We start from the raw sequence: 19106 nt of genomic DNA on the forward strand, positions 1-19106 counted from the left end.
TTGTAATCAAAAACCCTGACGTGCATGTTAGGGCTAACAGGGTGATTTTCAGGTAAAAAACGCGCAACAAAGCGTGTGAGCATGAAAATCTGACACACAGGCATGTCGGGAAAGTCGTGTCTGCGCGTCTTATAAAAAGGCGTAGGAAAGAGATGCCAGGTTTACAGGATATTCTGGATAAGGCCCGGCGGGTCGTGCTCAGAAAAGGTGTGGATGCGCAGGACGCCGATGATGTGGTTCAGGAAGCCTATCTGCGGGTGCAGACCTATGCGCAAGGACAGGCGGTCAGATCGCGGGAGGCCTTGCTGATTACGGCGGCGGTAAATCTTTCGTTTGATCAGAAGCGTCGTCGCAAACATGCGCCTTTCGTCAGGCACGCGGCGGAGCATCTGGATGCGGTGGATAATGCGCCCTTACCGGATCAGGCCTATCAGTCGCAGGTCAGGCTGAAGCGGCTGAATGAAGGTATCGGGCGCTTGCCGGAGCGAACCAGACGTATTCTTTTGTCACGGCGACTGGATGGTAAAAGTTTTAAGGAAATAGCCGCTGACGAGGCCATGTCAGTGGCGGCAGTGGAAAAGCAGGTCGCGCGGGCGACACTTGAGTTGATGAAGTGGATGGACGGATGGTGACGGGGGAGGCCGGAGACAGGGAACAGGCAGCAGAAGCAGCTGCGCTGTGGCACACCCGTCTTCAGGGGGATGATCTGACGGCTGAGGATCTGGCGGCGTTTGAGGCGTGGTTTCAGGCCGATCCCGCGCATGAGGAAGCGTTTGCATCGGCGTCAGATATCTGGAGCCTGTTGCCGGAAGCCGTGGCGGTGAAAGGGGCGCCGGTCAGGGCTTTGCAGCGTCCGGTATGGCAGGGGGTGGCACTGGCGGCCTGTTTGCTGTTGTCGGTTGGCATTGGCTGGTCGTTTCTGAAGGCCCAGCCGGTTGTGTATGAAACCGGACGCGGTGAACAGCAGGTGGTGGCGCTTAAGGACGGCACCGAGGTTACGCTCAATACCGACAGCCGTCTGACGGTGCGCTATAGTGGCAAGGGGCGTCAGGCGGTGCTTGAGCGGGGCGAGGCCTATTTTGATGTGAACCCTGATCCTGAGCGCCCGTTTACGGTAAGGGCTGGTGATGACAGCGTCAGGGTGCTGGGGACGTCGTTTGTCGTGCGTCATGAAGCGCAGACCTTCAGCGTGACATTGGTCGAAGGCCGGCTTGAGGTGCGCAGCCCCGATCAGCCGGCGGTTGTTCTGGCAGCGGGGGAACGGGCTGTGCGGGCTGACGGACAGGGGCTTAGGGTTGATCAGCCGCAGGTACAGGCCGTTACCGCCTGGCAGAAGGGCGAGATCATATTGTCGGACACCGCCCTGAGTGAAGCGGTGCGCGAATTCAATCGCTATGCGGGGGTACCAATTGTTCTGAACAGCGCTGAGGTCGGGGCTTTGCGCATTTCAGGCGTGTTCCAGACCGACAAGGCTGCGGAATTTGCCATGACAGTTGCCGAGCTTAATGGTCTTAGGGTACGAAAGACGGGCGGGGCTATTGAACTGACCCGCTAAGGCGTGAAGAGCTGAAGCCGGGAATAGAGGGGAATGAACCTTAGTCTGTTAAGCAGTGTCTCTGTTCTGGCGGCCCTGTGTGCCGGTGGGCAGGCCTGTGCGCAGGCGGTGAGGGATTATGACCTGCCGACGCAATCGCTTGAACGCTCGCTGACAGCTGTCGGGGTTCAGGCGCGGGTCAATATCATTTTTGCGCCGACGACTGTGGCCGGGCGTGAGGCGAAGGCCCTTAGGGGCCGTTACACTGTGGACGCCGCTTTGCGGCAATTATTGCTAAACAGCGGTCTGGAAGCGGTACACACCTCACGCAATGCCTATATTATACGGCCAACGACAAAGAAAAGTGGTCTTCGCCCCCTGGCTGTGACCCCGCCTGCATCGCCACCGGATACTGAGGTGCCGGTTGTCATCGTGACCGGCTTTCGCAACAGTTATCGGCAATCCCTGCGCATCAAGCGGCAATATACCGGTGTCATCGACAGTATCGTCGCCGAGGATATCGTTAAATTTCCGGATAATAATCTGGCCGAGTCCGCGCAGCGCGTTTCCGGTGTCGCCATTGCCCGTGATCAGGGTGAGGGGCGCTCCATATCGGTGCGGGGGCTGGGGCCGGACTATACGCGTGTTGAAATCAACGGCATGGAGACACAGGCGGCGACGGATGGATTGACGCAAGGCGTCAATCGCGGGCGCGGCTTTGATTTCAACGTGTTTCCTTCGGAACTTTTCAGTCGCATCGATGTCAAGAAAACCTCGGCGGCAGACCAGCCTGAAGGCTCATTGGGGGCCACAGTGGCCTTACGTCCGCCCAAGCCCTTCGACCAGCAGGGCGACCGGGTCGTGATGGGGGTGCAGGGCAGTTATAATGACCTCAATGAGCGATCCGGAACGCGGGCTTCTGTTCTGGTCAGCAAGCGGCTCAGTGATAACCGGTTTGGCATTTTGCTGGCGGCGGCCTATGCCCATACGCCCTTGCAGATGCAGGGCGTCAATAGTGGCGGGTGGGAACAGGCGACGAGCAATGGCGGATTTTGCATGCCCACTTCGGAGACGGGCGGGTTGTGTGATGTGCCGCAAAGCGATCTGGAGGCGTCACTAGGCGCCCATGCCGTGCTCAGGAGTTCGGAGGTCTATCATCCCCGATTTTACCGATATACCGACCTGACGGGTTACACGCAGCGCATGGGTCTGACGAGCACGGTGCAGTGGCAGGTTGCGTCGGATACGTCGGTGGATATTAATTTCCTGGCCTCACGTTTCAAGACCCGTCGGAATGATCATTTTCTTGAGGCCATAGGCTTCAGCCGCAACGCCGCGCAGGGAGGCAAGCCGGAGATTGTACCGCGTCGCGTTGAAACGGATCGGCACGGTGCACTGGTCTATGGGGTCTTCGATAATGTGGACATGCGTTCCGAACTTGCCTTTGAAGATTTCAAGACCGATTTTGCGCAAGCCACGATCATTTTGCACCATAAGTTGACCGACGGGCTGACGCTGAAAACCTATGTCGGGCGCTCACGGTCGCAATTCGACAACAAGGTTGAAATCACGGCCCAGATCGACCGGTTCAATGTCGATAACTATGTGTTTGATGCGCGCAAGGGCGGGGCCTTCCGGCCGGAACTGAAGTACGGGTTCGATGTCACTGACCCCGCGCAATGGTATTTTGGCCCGGTCATTCAGCAAGCGGGCGGTACGGGGGCCACGGGGCCTGAAATTCGTCTCAGGCCCAATGGGGTGCGCAATGAATTTGATGTGGCGCAGGTGGCGTTTAATTATGAATTTGGGCAGGTGCACAGGCTGGATTTTGGCGTCCAGCATAAAACCTATGGCTACCGCTCCGAAAGCTATCGTCTGGAGCAGGGCGAGAGTGACTGGCCGGTTGCTTCGGTCGGGATGGAGAGCCTTACCAGGGTCTATTGCGGGCTTGAGCGGCTTAATCCGCCAGAGGGCACGCCCCAATGCTGGCGTGTGCCGGATATTGAGGTGTTTATCCGGGAATATGACCTGCTTTCCAATAGCGGCCGGACAAAGCTTTCGCCGTCAGCACCGGCGGCGCGGGTACATAATCATCAGGTGGTCGAAGACAGTGCCTCTGTGTTTGTGCAATTACGTTCGCGGGGGCGGCTTTGGGGTAAACCGGTCAGAACGATTGTCGGTGTGCGGGCGGTGCAAACGCGCCAGAGAGCGCAATCTTATGCCAATGTGCCGGTTGAGGTAGAGGCAGCGGGCTTCAGGACTATCGGCAGCGACCGCCGCTATACTGACCTTTTGCCGTCATTCAATATGGCGCTGGAGGTTAAGCCGGATGCGCTCATACGCTTCGGTGCCGCCCGTGTCATGGCCCGCCCGCCACTATCCAGTCTGACGGCGCTCACCCAGTTAACGGTAAGCGAGGGGCGTCGTGAGGTAACGACCGGCAATCCTTATGTCGAACCGGTGCGGGCCACGGCTTATGATCTGTCCTATGAATGGTATCCGGATAAGGATTCCCTGTTCGCTGTCGGGTTCTTTTACAAGGACATTTCGACCTACATACAGAATGTCACCTATGTCGCGCCCTTCAGTGAAACGGGTTTGTCGCCGTCACTGCTTGAGGGGTCCGGGGCATCGGTTACGGATGATTTTCTCATTACGGGTATCATCAATACGCCGGGCGGGCCATTGCATGGATATGAAATAAGCTATCAGGCCCCCATCAGATTTCTGCCTGAGATGTTTACAGGGCTGGGGCTGAATCTGAACTACACGTTTGTAACCAGCAAGATTGATTATCAACTCAGGCCCGCAATGGGTGGGGGTGTTGTCAGGGCCGATCTGATCAATCTGTCGCGTAACGCCTATAATGCGACCCTCTATTATGAGAGGGGGCCGTTTCAGGCCAGAATCGCCGCTAATTATCGTGATAAGTATCTGACGGCGGTGCCGGGTACGAATGGCGCAGATGCCAACGGGGTGGAGGCGGCGCGATATTGGGATATGTCCATTGCCTATCGCCTGACGGAGCGCCTGACGATGAGTCTGGAGGGGATTAACCTGACCGATGCGCGCCATGTTACGTGGGAGCACACGGATAAGCGCCTTATGGTCGATGGCCGTCTGAGCGGGCGGCAATTCTATCTCGGGCTGCGCTACAGCTATTGAAGCCGGCGGCGCAAAGCGCGTCTCTATAGGTGGCTTCAAAAAAATCCAAAAATATGTGTCGGGAATGCGGCGGGTGAACGTCTGGATAATCAGAGTTCATAAGGCTGGAGGCGTATGCGTTTGCCAGCGAGCGTTGTTGCTTTTTAAGTAAATAATTACATATGTCTAAATTGTTCTCATGTATTATTGAGAATGATTTGGCATTTTCATGATTAATTGAATATTTTTCAAATCTAATAATGTTGTTTGCGGGCAACAAATAAGGTTAAAAACATTTAATAATTATCATTTTTTAAAAAGATACTTGATATGTGAAAAAGTTAGCGGTAACAAATTTGCTTCTTGGGGGAAATTGTTGTTATCTGTAATGACACCGGTTTCCTCCGATGAGTGCACTATTAAAAAAGAAACGGCCTGACCGTTTTCAAATAACAGGGATGAAAAAGACATGAGCAGTTTACGTGGGCGCGGGCGCACCATGCGTGGTGCATTGCTGGCCGGGATTTCTGTCACCGCCGCCATGGCAGCGTTTCCGCTGGCCGCTACGGCGCAGGAAGCGGCCGCAGACGGGGATGTCACTACGGTTGTGGTGACGGGCTATCGGGCATCGCTTCAGAGCGCCATTACCTTAAAGCGTAATGCCGATGTGATGATGGACGCCATCAACGCCGAAGATATTGCCGACATGCCGGATTCCAACCTTGCGGAATCCTTGCAGCGTATTCCGGGGATTTCTATCGACCGTGACAATGGCGAAGGTCGCCAGATCAGTGTGCGCGGTCTGGGGGGTGATTTCACCCGCGTGCGTATCAACAATATGGAAGCCCTGTCGACCGGCGGTTCCAATGATGCGGGTTCAAGCCCTAACCGTTCGCGGGCCTTTGACTTTAACGCCTTTGCGTCGGAACTGTTTAATTCTATTCGCGTGCGCAAGACCGCTTCGGCGGAAACCGATGAAGGGTCGCTTGGGGCTACGGTTGACCTGATTGCCGGACGTCCGTTCGACTATAAGGAAGACGCCTTTGCCTTCTCGGTCGAGGACTCTTATTATGTCAACGGCAAGACGCATAATCCGCGTATGGCCGGTCTGTTCTCGAAGCGCTGGGCCGATGGTCGTCTTGGCTTTCTGATGTCGGTCGCCTACGCCGAGCGTAACTCAGAGGATGACCAGTATCGTCGGGGTGTCGGAGCGTCTGACTATACCTATCGCGGTTCGACCTGGGCGGGAGATGAGCTTCCCGGACGTGCGGGTTTTGCGGCACCCACGGGAACGGATTTCCGGGTTCGTGTTCCGGGGACGACCGATCAATATTATGATCCGTTCGAGTTTAACCCGACCGCATATGCGGCCATGACGGGTTCCAATCCCGAGGCCTATGCCAAGTTATATCCGAATTGTGCGGCTGCCGAGGCGGCAGATCCGGACACGCTTACGCCGACTTCACCGGGATGTAATGATTCACAGGTACGTTTTCCCGCCCTGCCATCCATTGAACAAAAGGATACGACCACCAAACGTTTGGGGGTGACCTCGTCCTTCCAGATGCAGCTTTCGGCCAATACGCGCTTTACGATCGATGGCCTCTATTCGAAGTTTGAGAGTGAATCGACCAATTATCAGCTGTCGCCAGTGGGGCTGAACCGTAACAATACGAATGCGCTCTTTAACCACGGTATAAGCCTGCCAACCGCAGCCAATCCGAATCCTAACCCTATTGACAATGGTCTCTCCGAAGCCCAGCGTCGCGGCCTTTATCCGAACCTGTGTACGGCGCGAGCCGAGACGGCTCTCGTGGCCGCTATTGATTGTGGTCAGTCCTATTACGGCGGCGCATTGGCACCGGGTTTTGGTTACAGCTTTAATCCGAAAAACCTCGATACCTACGACTATTATACCAATGCGGCTTCGCCCTATTATACGAATCCGGCGTCAGTCGGGTATGGCACATATGCGGGAGCGGGTAATCTGGCATTCCGTGACTCGCTGATCGGGCGTCCAGCGACCAAGGTGCTGGCGGCTGAGGTTAATGGTGGCAATGCCGAATATCTGGAACTTCAGAATGTTGACTGGCGGTCCGGGGCTGACCGCGGGGCCTATACGACCGAATTCGCTCAGGCTTCGGTAGAGCTGACGCATCGTTTCAGCGACCGGTTCTCGGGGACCTTCTCGGCGGGGCTGTCGGAATCGACCAACTTCATGACGGGTCTGCTGGTTGAGTTCAATAATATGGACGAGCAGGGCGTTTTCGTATTTGACGAACGCGGCGGCGGTTCTATGCCTGTGATGAATGCCGGTTTCGATGCGGCTGATCCCACCAAGTGGGGTATCGTCAAGGGCTTCTCGGCCATGCGTAACTATACGCGTGAGACGATTAATGAATATAAGGGTGCCAAGGCTGATTTCAGCTATGATCTTACGGACAATCTGACCTTCAAGTTCGGTGTGGTCGGGCGTCAGTTTGACTTCTCGACCAACCAGTTCGAACGTCAGAACGATGCCATCAATCCGACCGAGCTTGAGGCCGGTGTCACAACCGCGTCACTGGGCCGCGTGATTAACTTCGGGGACGGTCTGGATGTGCCCGGTGGCACCACGACCTCGTTCTTTGCCCCAAGCATCGAAGCCTTTGATGCGGTGTTTGGCTTTACCTGTAACTGCATCAACGAATACGGTGATTTCACTATCACCCGTAAACGGAACCGCACGACGACCTTTGGCGTGACGGAAAAGACGAACGGTGGCTATGGTCAGTTGAACTTCAACTATGACGTCATGGGCCGCAATATGTTCGGTAATATTGGGGTGCGTTACGTTAAGACCGATCTGAGTTCGGTGGGTGAAACCAATGACGGGCGGCCTATCTACGGCTCCAACAAGTATGACGACACACTGCCTTCATTCAACCTCGCGTGGGAAGTGATGGACGATGTCTATCTGCGCTTCGGTGCCTCAAAGGTTATGTCGCGTCCGATGCTCGGTAACCTGTCGCCAGCCATTACCGGTGTCAGCATTCCGTCAAACGGCAATACGACGGGCGGGACGATCAATTTGGGTAACCCCAAGCTGTCGCCATTCCGTGGTACCGCCTATGATATGAGCGCCGAATGGTATTTCGCACCGGGTGCGCTGCTCAGCTTCGCTGTCTTCAAGAAGGACATCGAATCCTATCCGCAGACGGTTCTGTATGAAGCACCATTGTCTGAGTTCCTTGATGCGGAGTCCCGCGAAACGCTCAAGGCGCAATTTGGCCTGAACGCCAGCGGTGATGCGCAGCGCGAATATGTCGACTCCGACTATCCGGTTCTGGCGCGTCAGTATCGTGATGCACCAGGCGGCACACTTGAAGGCTGGGAGTTCAGCTATCAGCAGGATCTGACGTTCCTGCCCTGGTATTTCAAGAATCTGGGGGTTCAGTTCAACGCCACGCATATTGAATCGAACCTGACCTATATTCTTGATCCGGGTACGGCAACCAAGCCTGCGGTCTATGGTGACGGGCCGTGGCTTGGGGCGTCGCCTAATGCGATTAACTTCACGGTCTATTATGAAACCGAAAAGTTCAATGCCCGTATCTCGACGTCACAACGTGACGCCTATTTCACCACCTATCCTCTGACCTCCGGAAACTGTGATCCGGGGCTTCAGGCCAATGGCTCGCCCTGTGACGGACCTCTGATCAGGGAAATGGGCGGTTCCAAGGAAACGGTGAACGTCGATATGGCCATGCGCTATCAGCCAACCAAGCGCATCGCCATCACCTTTGAAGCCCAGAACCTTACCGATCAGGCCTCAGAGCGTTACGCCTATGATAATCCGGTGGTCAGCACCTACAGCGCCGGTGGCCGGAACTTCAAGGTCGGCCTGCGCTATAAGTACTAAGGCGATCTGCAACCCTGTTGCTCACAATTGGGGGTGACAGGGTTCGCGAAATATTTTCAATTCGGCTGACACGTACTTCCCTGTGTCAGCCGTCTCTCAGACCAGCTCCCCGTTGTTGTGATCCTATCTCATCACACAGTTGCTGGCACCTCAGGCGGGTGTCATAGGGAACTATGACCCCGCTTTTTTTTTGTGGAGTTATCTATGCCTGATATTACACGCCGGACCGGTCTTGGGTTTATGGCCGCCCTGATGGGCGCCACCGCAATCCCTCCTCATGTACTGGCGCAAGCTCAGGCCGATGAAATTTTGCCGCGCACACAGGCTCAGGCCGGTGATCTGAGCCTGTGGTACAAGGCAGCGGCCAACGAATGGACCGAAGCCCTGCCGCTGGGCAACGGGCGTCTGGGGGTCATGGTGTATGGCGGCGTGGCGCGGGAGCGGTTGCAGATCAGCGAAGACACACTCTATGCCGGTGCGCCCTATCAGCCGGCTAATCCCGATGCGCGGGCGGCCTTACCCGAAGTGCGTAAGCTGATTTTTGACGGAAAATATCTTGAGGCGCAGGAGCTGGTGCAGGCGAAGATGATGGGTACGCCCATCCGTCAGGTCTCCTATCAGACCGTGGGCGAAATCAGCCTGATTTTTTCGGCTTCCTCCAATGCCAGCGACTATCGGCGTGAGCTTGATCTGACGCGGGCGGTGTCGACGGTGACCTATCGCCGCGACGGTGTGAATTATAAACGTGAGACCTTTGTGTCGCCGATTGATCAGGTGATGGTGACGCGTCTGACGGCGGATAAGCCGGGTCGCATCAGCTTTCAGCTAGGGTTTGAAACCCCGATGAATGCTACGGTTTCGGTCGAAGGGCCGCAGGACATCGTCCTGTCCGGTCGTAACAGCCCCCATGCCGGTCAGGAAGGCGCGCTGCGTTATGAAAACCGTGTGCGCGTGGTGGCCAGAGGTGGTCAGCAAAGTACGGGCACGGATGAGATTGTGGTGAGCGCGGCCGATGAGGTGCTTATCTACGCGGCGGCGGCAACCAACTATGTCAATTTCAGAGATGTCAGCGGTGATCCGACGGCCATTACAAAGGCGCAGATCGCGGCGGCGGTGACACGCCCTTATGGGCAGATGCTGACAGATCATATCGCGGCGCATCAGGTGCTGTTCAATCGTGTCAGTGTCGATTTTGGTCGCACGAAATTTGCCGATCTGCCGACCAATGAGCGGATCGCCAAATCCCAGACGCAGGATGATCCGGCGCTGGCCATGCTTTATTTTCAGTTCGGGCGGTATCTGCTGATCTGCTGTTCAAGGCCCGGCACGCAACCGGCCAATCTTCAGGGGATATGGAACGACCGGCCAAGTGCGCCTTGGGGTGGCAAATATACGATCAATATCAATACCGAGATGAATTACTGGCCCGCCGAGCCAACCAATCTGCCGGAAATGGTGGAGCCTCTGATTGAAATGGTCAGGGATATATCGGTGACCGGCGCGGAAACGGCTAAAACCATGTATGGCGCGCGCGGCTGGGTGACGCACCACAACACCGACCTGTGGCGGGCGACGGCCCCTATCGATTCCGCCTTCTATGGCACATGGCCAACGGGGGGCGCATGGCTGTGTCTGCATCTGTGGGATCGCTATGATTACGGGCGTGACAAGGCCTATCTGAAGAACATCTATCCGATCCTTAAGGGTGCGTCGCTGTTCTTTGTCGATACACTGGTGAAGGACCCCAACAGCGGCTACATGGTCACGGCACCGTCGATCTCACCGGAAAACCGTCACCAGTTCGGCACCTCAATCTGTGCGGGGCCGACCATGGATATGCAGATCATCCGTGACCTGTTTGATAACACTATCAGGGCTGCGGAAATTCTTAAGCTTGATGCGCCGCTGCGCAAGGAAATGGCCGCTTTGCGGGCGCAGCTTGTGCCGAATAAAATCGGTAAGGCCGGTCAGCTTCAGGAGTGGCAGGACGACTGGGACCTGACGGCGGTGGATATGCACCATCGTCACGTCTCGCATCTCTATGGGCTTTATCCGTCAAGCCAGATCAATGTGCGTGATACGCCTGATCTGGCGGCAGCGGCGCGCAAATCGCTTGAGATGCGCGGTGACCACTCGACCGGCTGGGCGATTGCCTGGCGGATCAATCTGTGGGCGCGGCTGGGCGAAGGGGATCGTACCCATTCGATCCTCAGGCTGCTTCTGGGGCCGGATCGCACCTATCCAAACATGTTTGACGCCCATCCGCCGTTCCAGATCGATGGCAATTTCGGCGGTACGTCCGGTATGGTCGAGATGCTGATGCAGTCCTATAATAACCAGATCATCATCCTGCCCGCCCTGCCGTCGGCATGGCCGTCAGGCGAGATCAGGGGGTTACAGGCCCGTGGCGGTTTCGCCGTTGACCTGAAATGGCAGGAGGGCAAGCCGAAACAGGTTGTGCTGACCAGCCGCTTGGGCGAACCTGTGCGTCTGGTGTTTGGTCAGCAGGTGCTTGAGGTCAAACTCAAGGCCGGGCAGACGGCGACCTATGATTTTGACGGATATGGACTGGTGAGGGCGTAATGGGTGTGTACCGGCGTGGCGTACTGGCCGGTTTAGCGGGACTGGGTCTGATGCCTGCGCAGTTATCGGCTGCGGGGCAGGCGGGCTATACCGCTACGCGGGGCGGGGCGGGTGGTCGCATCCTGCGCGTGACGACGCTTGCGCCGGACGGTGAAGGGTCGCTGAAAAACGCACTTGAGGCCAAAGGGCCGCGCATTGTGGTTTTTGAGGTTGGCGGCGTTATCGACCTTGGGAAGCAGACCCTGAAAGTCACCGAGCCTTATCTGACAGTGGCCGGTGAGACGGCACCCGATCCGGGTATCACGCTGATAAAAGGCGGGGTCCAGATATCGACCCATGACGTCATTGTACGGCATCTGGCCATTCGGCCGGGGACAGCAGGCATGGCGAAGGGCAGCGGCTTTGAACCGGATGGCCTGTCTATTACGGCGGGACGGGATATTATTGTCGATCATTGCAGCCTGACCTGGGCTATTGATGAAGCGCTTTCGGCGTCGGGGCCGCGCTTTAACGGTGACGGGCCTGACGACTGGCGGCGGAACACCTCACACCGGATCACATTTTCACATAATCTGATTGCACAGTCGCTGCACGATGCCAGCCACGCCAAGGGGCCGCATTCGATGGGGTCGCTGGTGCACGACAATGTGACCGGCGTGCTGATCTACGGCAATCTCTATGCGCACAACAACGAACGTCATCCGCTTGTGAAGGGCGGCGGGCATTGCGCGGTGATCAACAATGTCTTCGTCAATCCGGGCACGGCCTGTGCGCAATATACGCTGGTCGAGGATCAGTGGGCGGGGCGTGACCGGCTGGAAGGCCGGATGATCCTGCGCGGCAATGTGATGCGTTGCGGGCCGGATACAAAGGCCGGTTTGCCGATGCTGTTGTTTGGCGGGGCGGGTGATCTGAGGCTGCATGCGCACGACAATATTGCGACCTATCAGGACGGACGTGACGCGCCGGTGATCGGCTATTATCAGGCGCGGCCTGATGGGCATCCGGCGGCGGTGCCATATGTGCCTAAGGGGTTCATTAAGGCGATGCCGCGCGAACAGATGTGGCCGCAGGAGATCGGTCTGCGGTCGGGCGCGAACACCGAAGCCTTTGTGTATCGGGATTGCGGGGCGCGGCCATGGGCGCGTGATCCGATTGATGCCCGCATTGTTGCGCAGGCCAAAACCGGTGCGGGCCGCATCATTCACAATGAATCCGAGGCCGGAGGTTATCCGGCCTATGCCCCAAGGCGACGAAAATTTGCGCCGTCGTCCCTGCTATAAAAAATTAAAATAAGAGGAAATGCCATGTCAGAGAGACCCCCCCGTAATAAACCGGCTGCTAACCGGCGTGATGCCCTGAAATCCTTAAGTCTTGGGGCCTTGATGTTCGGCGGTGCCAGCACCGCACAGGCCGCACAGAATGATTGTAAAGCCGTGGTAGCTCCGGAGTGGGCGAAAGGCGTGGAAGGGCAGCGCAAGCCTGATCTGGGGAACGGCTATTTCCTCAATCCGCTGGTGGCGGGGGATCATCCTGATCCGACCATCCTTAAGGATGGCGAAGACTATTACATGACCTTTTCGACCTTTGAGGCCTATCCGGGGCTGGTCATCTGGCACTCAAGGGATCTGGTCAACTGGCGGCCGCTGACGGCCAGTCTGACGAAAAATATCGGTGCCGTCTGGGCACCGGAACTGACCAAACACAAGGGGCGGTTCTATCTCTATATTCCGACCAAGAAGACAGACGCACCGGACAGCAAGACGACCTCATGGGTGATCTGGGCAGACAACATCATGGGGCCGTGGTCGGAGCCGATTGATCTCAATCTGACGCGCCATATCGATCCGGGCCATGCGGTCGGCGAGGATGGGTCACGCTGGCTGTTCCTGTCGGGCGGAGATCGTATCCGCTTGTCGGATGACGGCCTGAGCACCGTAGGTGCGGTTGAGCATGTCTATGATCCGTGGCGATATCCTGATGACTGGGACGTTGAAGGTTTCTCACCGGAGGGGCCGAAGATTACCCGTCATGGCGACTATTATTATCTGATCACCGCCGTGGGGGGGACGGCGGGGCCGCCGACCGGACATATGGTCATTGCGGCGCGGTCGAAATCGATCAACGGGCCGTGGGAACATCACCCGAAAAACCCGCTGGTGCGCACGGAATCTTTAAGTGAAAAGTGGTGGTCGCGCGGTCATGCGACGCTGGTTGAGGGGCCAGCCGGTGATTGGTGGAGCGTGTATCATGGCTATGAAAATGGCTTCTGGACGCTGGGGCGGCAGACGCTTCTGGCACCGGTGACCTGGACGAATGATGGCTGGTTTGAATTTGGCGGCGGCGACCTGTCGCAACCGATCAAAAAGCCTGCGGGCGGTAAGGCGCATGGTCATGAACCGGCGCATGGCTATGCCTTGTCGGATGATTTCCGTGAAGACCGTTATGGTGTCCAGTGGAACTTCTTTGCACCGAAACCGGATGAGGCGTCGCGCATTCGCCGCGAGAACGGCGTGCTGCACCTTAAGGCCACGGGTGAGGCGCCAAGTTCCTCGTCGCCGCTGGTCTGTGTGACCGGTGATCAGGCCTATGAATTCGAGTGCGAAATCGAGATTGATGATGGCGCATGGGCCGGGCTTTTGCTGTGGTACGACCGGCAGCTTTACTGCGGTCTGGGCTTTAACGCGAAAAACTTTATTACGCATCAGTATGGCATTGAGCGCGGCCGTCCGGCCAATCCGCACGGCAAACGCCTGCACATGCGTGTGCGCAATGACCGGCACATTGTCAGTTATTTCACCTCAAATGACGGGGTGAACTGGAAGCGCTTTGATCGCGGCATGGAGGTGTCAGGTTATCACCACAATGTGCGTGGCGGCTTCCATATGCTCAAGCCCGGCTTCTATGCGGCGGGTAAGGGCGAGGTGCGCTTTAAAAACTTCAAGTACAAGGCATTGTGATGGACACTATATCACGCAGACTGATTTTGGGTGGTCTGGCAGGCATGGGCCTGTCGGCGCTTAGTCCATCCCTTTGGGCACAGAACTTGTCCGGCAACCGTCCGGTGGTGCGTGTGCCGCAGGATCACAAGACTCTGGAGGCGGCTTTTGCGGCCCTTCCTGACACCGGTGGCACAGTTGAAATTGCCGCAGGCACCTATCGCGAGAAGCTGCAACTCGCCAAGCGCGATGTGCATCTGGTGGGCAAGGGCGAGTGTCCCGGGGATGTAATCATTGTCTGGGGTGACAGCGCCAAAATGGCCGGTGGCACAGGCAAGTCTTCGTCATTCACGGTCACGGGTGATGGGTTTCGGGCGGAGAATCTGACGATTTCCAATGACTATGATTACCATGCTGATCCGTCTCAGGCGGTCGCCTTGTATCTGACGGCAGATCGGGCAGTGTTGCGTAACGTCAGTCTTCTGGGGGGGCAGGATACGCTCTATGCGGCGTCGAAAGACCGCAATAATCCGAGCCGCCAGTATTATGATCACTGCTATATCGAAGGCCATGTCGATTACATTTTCGGCAATGCGCTGGCTTTGTTCGACCGCTGTCATCTGCATGTTCTGAAACGTGGGACGGCGTTCATTACGGCCCATAGTCGCACGGCAGACACCGAGACCTCGGCCTATGTGTTTGACCATTGCCGCATCACCATTGAGGCCGGTTCGGGCAATGTCTATTTCGGGCGCGCTTGGCGGCCCTATGCGCAGGTTATTTTCCTTAATACCGAGATTGGCGAAGGGCTGCATCCCGAAGGCTGGCGCGAATGGACGCCGGGCAAGACCGAGACCTATGCCACGGCGCATTTTGCCGAATATGGCTCAACGGGGGCTGGCGGCAATATGGATATGCGGGTGTTCTGGGCCAAAGCCCTGACGGATGCGCAAGCCGCGCAGTGGCGGCGCGAGGTTATTTTCAAAGACAATAGCTGGATCGGAGCCGCCAATGGTTAATCTCAATCGCCGTGGCTTTTTGGGCGTGGCCGGTGCGGGCGTGGCTTTGTCGGCGGGCGCACAGGCGCAGTCAAAAACCGCAACACTTGATATTCCCGATGAGGGGTGGAATCTGTGGATTGATGAACAGGCAGCCTTCAAGGATGACGTGATCTATCTGCCGTCGCAGGTGGATCTGAAATCGTTGCCCATTAATCCGCCGACCGGTGGCTGGGGCGCTTTGCGGCCCGAAGTGACGGTGACGCTGCCTGCCACGGTTGAGCAATATTTCTGGGGCCGGTTCGGTCTGAGGCCCTATGGGGCGGATGAATATCGCTATGCCGAAGATGATGATGTGCCGCAAAACGGGGCCTATCGCGGGGTGTCCTGGTGGTATCGCACTATCGATATTCCGGCCTCGGCCAAGGGTAAGCGCGTATTCTTGCACATTCGCGGCGCACGGCTGCGGGCCGAAGTGTTTCTGAATGAGAAGCTGGTCGGCTATTCGATCATGTCGGAACTGCCGATTGATTGCGACCTGACGGCAGCGATGAATGCAGGCGGGCCAAACCGTCTGGCGATCCGCATTACCAATCCGGGCGGGCGCTATGACTGGCGCGATTCCACGACCATGATGTGGGGCAAGCTGAAGCTGTTTGCCTCGCACGGGTTTGGTGGGCTTGATCGCGGTATGTCGCTGAGCGTGCATCCGCTGGCGGCGCACATCGAAGACGCGTGGGTGCTCAACACGCCTGATCCGCGAAAAGTCACCGCCCATATGCAGGTGCGTCTGGCTAAGCCCGCGACAGCGGCGGCGCTTAAGGCTGCGGCCAGCGTCAGCTTAACGGATGATCATGGCAAACCGCTTGCCGCGCAGATTAGTCTTAAGGACAGCAAGGTCGAAGGAACTCTGGCGACGCTGGTGTTTGATCTGCATGCGCCGGAAGCAAAGCTGTGGGATCTGGAAAACCGTCACCTCTATCGCATCGATTTTGCCTATAAGGCGGGTAAGGAAGCGTCACAAAGCAATGTGCGGTTCGGCTTCCGCTGGTTTGTGGTTGATGGGGTCGGCACGGACGCCATGCTCAGGCTCAATGGTAAGCGTATCAAGCTCTATTCGGCGATTTCCTGGGGCTATTGGGCCTATAATGGCATGTGGCCGACGCCCGCTCTGGCGCGGCGCGAGGTTGAGGCGGCGCAAGCCTTGGGGCTCAATGCGCTGCATGCCCACCGTAATATCGGTAAACACGATGTCTTTACGGCGCAGGACGAGATGGGCCTGATGCGGGTGATGGAGCCCGGTGGCGGACGTCATGCCATTGGCCGTGATCTGAAAGAGGGTGAGTCCTTAAATGAGGCCGACCGTTTCAGCCGCGACTTCATGTTTGAGAAATGCGTGGCCATGGCCCGAACCTTCCGCTCGCATCCATCACTGGCGCACTATACGCTGCAAAACGAGATCGGGGCCAATCTGCAAAATCCCGATGTGCAGCGCGTGCTGAAGGCCATCCACGACACTGATCCGTCACGCACGGTCATCCTCAATGATGGCTTTGTGAAGCGCGGCGCAGCGCAGGCCATGTATCTGGCCTATAATGACCATTACTTCCGTTCGGATGTCGAGGAATGGGGCGGCTGGTGGGTTGAGCATCAGGCGGCGGGTGATCAGTGGTATGACCGTTTTTACGTCAACCGCGATGACTATGTGCACCGTCAGACCGGCAAGCCCTATATTGTCGAGTTCGGCGAGATGCAGGGCTGTGCGGTCGCCGACAACCACGTGAAAATGGTGGCCGATATTCTGGCCAACGGCGGAAAGTCCTATGACCTTGAGGATCACAAGATCATCATCGAAAACACCTCGGCTTATCTGGATAAGTGGGGGTTCCGCAAGGCGTTCCCGACGACCGAAAGTCTGTTTCTGTCGGTGGGTCGTAAGGTCTATGACGGCTGGCAGAACTATATGGAAAATATCCGCATCGGTAATGAGGTGGATATTGCGGCAATCTCCGGCTGGGAAACGACGGCTATCGAAAACCATTCTGGGATTGTCGATAACCTGCGCTATTTCAAGGCCAATCCTGACCTGATCCGCGTCAGTCTTCAGCCCGTGCGTCCGGTCGCCAAGCAGCGGCGTCTGGTCTATGCGGCGGGTGAGGTGGCGGAACTGGATATCTATCTGCTCAATGACACCAATGCGGCGGTTCCGGGTGAACTGAAGCTCAGTCTGGTGACACCGGATGGGAAGGTCACGGACATCGCCACCTATCCGGCACCGGCCTTTAAGGACGATGTGTTCAGCTATCTGCTGGCGGAAAATGTAAAAACGCCGGTGCTGACGCAGGGGGGCATCAACAAGGTGCGCCTTGAGCTTAAGGGGCATCCGGTCTTTGAACGTGAACTGTGGGTGGTGGATGTGAAACCGTACTTCCCGCGTCGCCTCAAGGTCGGGTTGTCGGGCGTTTCGAAATCCTTCCGCGCCCAGCTTACGGGGATCAGTGGTGTGGCGTTTGAAGACTTCAGAGCCGGTGTCAAATATGATGCTGTGATCGCGTCAGGTCTTAAGGCCGATGAGATCGAACGCCGTGACATTGCTGAAAAAACCGGTCACGAAGCTCAGCCGAAAAAGGATGAAAAACCGGTTCTGGTGCTTGGGGAACTGCCTGCCGATGTGCTTAAGGCCGTGCAGGGCGGGACGCCGCTTCTGGCCTATGTGCCCGAAGACGGTCTGGCTGAGGGTGTGGCCAAGCAACTCGAAGGTCTCGGCCTGTTCAGCTATCAGGGGCGTGTCGGTAATCTGCGGGCACCGTGGATGGGCAACTGGAACTATCTCAGGGCCCATGCCCTGTTTGACGGTATCCCTGCCGATCAGGCGACCTCGGTCTGGCATCAGGTTGAAGGTGAGCCGTCGAACGGGCTGATCATTGACGGTTCAGGTCTTGAGGTGGTGGCGGCCTATAGTCGTGACCATGACCGGCATAATGGTGCGGCGACCTTTACGGCGCAAAAGAACGGGATGAAGGTGGTGTTTCAACGTCTGCCGGACATGGTGGCGCCGTTGCAAACCCGTTTCCTGATCAATGCAATCAACTGGATGGTGCAGGCATGAGGGTATTCATTTTAGCATCGCTTATGTTGTTGGCGGCGACGCCGGTTTTTGCGCAAACTCCGGCCACTACTCTGACCGCCGAAGACTATGCGGCGCGGGCAGAGGTAAAGAAGATCACGGCGAAGAAAATCGTTCTGGTAGGCGATTCGACCACGGCGGTTATTGGTGGCTGGGGGCCGAGTTTTTGTGCGCAGCATTTAACCTCGTTTGTGGCGTGCGTGAATCTGGCGCGCGGGGGGCGTTCGACCTTTAATTATCGCGCCGAAGGGTCATGGGATATTGCTCTGGCCGAGATGAAATCGGGCGGGTTTAGTGAAACCTATGTGCTGATTCAGTTTGGCCATAATGATCAGCCGGGCAAGCCCGGCCGGTCAACCGATCTGGAAACCGAATTTCCGCAAAATCTGAGGCGTTATGTTGAAGAGGTACGCGCCGCCGGTGCGGTGCCGGTTCTGGTGACACCGCTGACGCGGCGGGGTTTCAAAAACGGTGTGGTGGAAAACGATCTGGGTCTGTGGGCCGAAGCCACGCGCAAGGTTGCGGCGGAAATGGATGTGCCGCTGGTTGATCTCTATGCGCGTTCGCAGGAGGCCGTGCAGGACATGGGGGCGGTCGCGGCCATGCGGTTTGCGCAAAAACCGCCGTCAGATCAGGTGCGTGAAGCAGGCAAAACCGGCAATACTATTCCAGGCTCGACCGGTGTGGTACCTGTGCCAGCTATGACACCGGTGACAGAGGCGCAAATCCGCGCTACGACGGAGCCTATGGGTCAGGCAAGACTCAGTTTTGACTATACCCATCTTGGTCGTGAAGGTGCGGATTTCTTTGCCGCAATTGTGACACGCGAACTGGCGAAGGTTGTGCCCGAACTGCGAAAAGACCTTATACCTTAAGAAAA

Annotated in this window: 10 protein-coding genes; all 10 read left to right on the forward strand. The window is 57.0% G+C overall.

Annotated elements, in window-relative coordinates:
* Window positions 1-152: 152 nt before the first annotated feature.
* The 10 genes from E5201_RS11895 (at window position 153) to E5201_RS11940 (ending at window position 19101) form a co-directional block, all read left to right on the forward strand.
* Window positions 153-632 (forward strand): RNA polymerase sigma factor, encoded by a 480-nt coding sequence (locus E5201_RS11895; protein WP_140986318.1) that lies wholly within the window; start codon window positions 153-155, stop codon window positions 630-632.
* The gene (locus tag E5201_RS11900) at window positions 626-1555 is read left to right on the forward strand and encodes a FecR family protein (protein WP_140986319.1); all 930 of its coding nucleotides are present in this window, start codon (window positions 626-628) and stop codon (window positions 1553-1555) included. The genes E5201_RS11895 and E5201_RS11900 overlap by 7 nt, the downstream gene beginning before the upstream one ends.
* Window positions 1556-1588: 33 nt before the next feature.
* Entirely contained in the window at window positions 1589-4699 is a 3111-nt protein-coding gene (locus E5201_RS11905; protein ID WP_140986320.1) for a TonB-dependent receptor, read from the forward strand.
* A gap of 448 nt (window positions 4700-5147) precedes the next feature.
* Complete coding sequence (locus E5201_RS11910) at window positions 5148-8579, forward strand: TonB-dependent receptor domain-containing protein (protein ID WP_140986321.1); 3432 nt, start codon at window positions 5148-5150, stop codon at window positions 8577-8579.
* A gap of 204 nt (window positions 8580-8783) precedes the next feature.
* Window positions 8784-11162 carry a glycoside hydrolase family 95 protein gene (locus E5201_RS11915; RefSeq protein ID WP_246050662.1) on the forward strand — a complete coding sequence of 793 codons (2379 nt, stop codon included), beginning with the start codon at window positions 8784-8786 and terminating at the stop codon, window positions 11160-11162.
* A complete protein-coding gene (locus tag E5201_RS11920) occupies window positions 11162-12445 on the forward strand; it encodes a pectate lyase family protein (protein WP_181404622.1) in 1284 nt (427 codons plus the stop codon). Before E5201_RS11915 ends, E5201_RS11920 begins: the two co-directional genes overlap by 1 nt.
* Before the next feature lie 24 nt (window positions 12446-12469).
* The gene (locus E5201_RS11925) at window positions 12470-14122 is read left to right on the forward strand and encodes a family 43 glycosylhydrolase (RefSeq protein ID WP_140986322.1); all 1653 of its coding nucleotides are present in this window, start codon (window positions 12470-12472) and stop codon (window positions 14120-14122) included.
* On the forward strand, window positions 14122-15120 hold the full coding sequence (locus E5201_RS11930) for a pectinesterase family protein (protein ID WP_140986323.1): 999 nt from the start codon (window positions 14122-14124) through the stop codon (window positions 15118-15120). The genes E5201_RS11925 and E5201_RS11930 overlap by 1 nt, the downstream gene beginning before the upstream one ends.
* Entirely contained in the window at window positions 15113-18208 is a 3096-nt protein-coding gene (locus E5201_RS11935) for a glycoside hydrolase family 2 protein (protein ID WP_181404623.1), read from the forward strand. Before E5201_RS11930 ends, E5201_RS11935 begins: the two co-directional genes overlap by 8 nt.
* Window positions 18205-19101 (forward strand): rhamnogalacturonan acetylesterase, encoded by an 897-nt coding sequence (locus E5201_RS11940; RefSeq protein WP_140986325.1) that lies wholly within the window; start codon window positions 18205-18207, stop codon window positions 19099-19101. Before E5201_RS11935 ends, E5201_RS11940 begins: the two co-directional genes overlap by 4 nt.
* The last annotated feature ends 5 nt before the right edge of the window (window positions 19102-19106 follow it).

Origin of the sequence: Asticcacaulis tiandongensis (assembly GCF_006475605.1) — a bacterium.
GTDB lineage: Bacteria > Pseudomonadota > Alphaproteobacteria > Caulobacterales > Caulobacteraceae > Asticcacaulis > Asticcacaulis tiandongensis.

Excerpts from the sequence above, each read along its gene's own strand:
- E5201_RS11895 (WP_140986318.1), top strand. The coding sequence starts at position 153 with ATGCCAGGTTTACAGGATATTCTGGATAAGGCCCGGCGGGTCGTGCTC.
- E5201_RS11900 (WP_140986319.1), top strand. The coding sequence starts at position 626 with ATGGTGACGGGGGAGGCCGGAGACAGGGAACAGGCAGCAGAAGCAGCT.
- E5201_RS11905 (WP_140986320.1), top strand. The coding sequence starts at position 1,589 with ATGAACCTTAGTCTGTTAAGCAGTGTCTCTGTTCTGGCGGCCCTGTGT.
- E5201_RS11910 (WP_140986321.1), top strand. The coding sequence starts at position 5,148 with ATGAGCAGTTTACGTGGGCGCGGGCGCACCATGCGTGGTGCATTGCTG.
- E5201_RS11915 (WP_246050662.1), top strand. The coding sequence starts at position 8,784 with ATGCCTGATATTACACGCCGGACCGGTCTTGGGTTTATGGCCGCCCTG.
- E5201_RS11920 (WP_181404622.1), top strand. The coding sequence starts at position 11,162 with ATGGGTGTGTACCGGCGTGGCGTACTGGCCGGTTTAGCGGGACTGGGT.
- E5201_RS11925 (WP_140986322.1), top strand. The coding sequence starts at position 12,470 with ATGTCAGAGAGACCCCCCCGTAATAAACCGGCTGCTAACCGGCGTGAT.
- E5201_RS11930 (WP_140986323.1), top strand. The coding sequence starts at position 14,122 with ATGGACACTATATCACGCAGACTGATTTTGGGTGGTCTGGCAGGCATG.
- E5201_RS11935 (WP_181404623.1), top strand. The coding sequence starts at position 15,113 with ATGGTTAATCTCAATCGCCGTGGCTTTTTGGGCGTGGCCGGTGCGGGC.
- E5201_RS11940 (WP_140986325.1), top strand. The coding sequence starts at position 18,205 with ATGAGGGTATTCATTTTAGCATCGCTTATGTTGTTGGCGGCGACGCCG.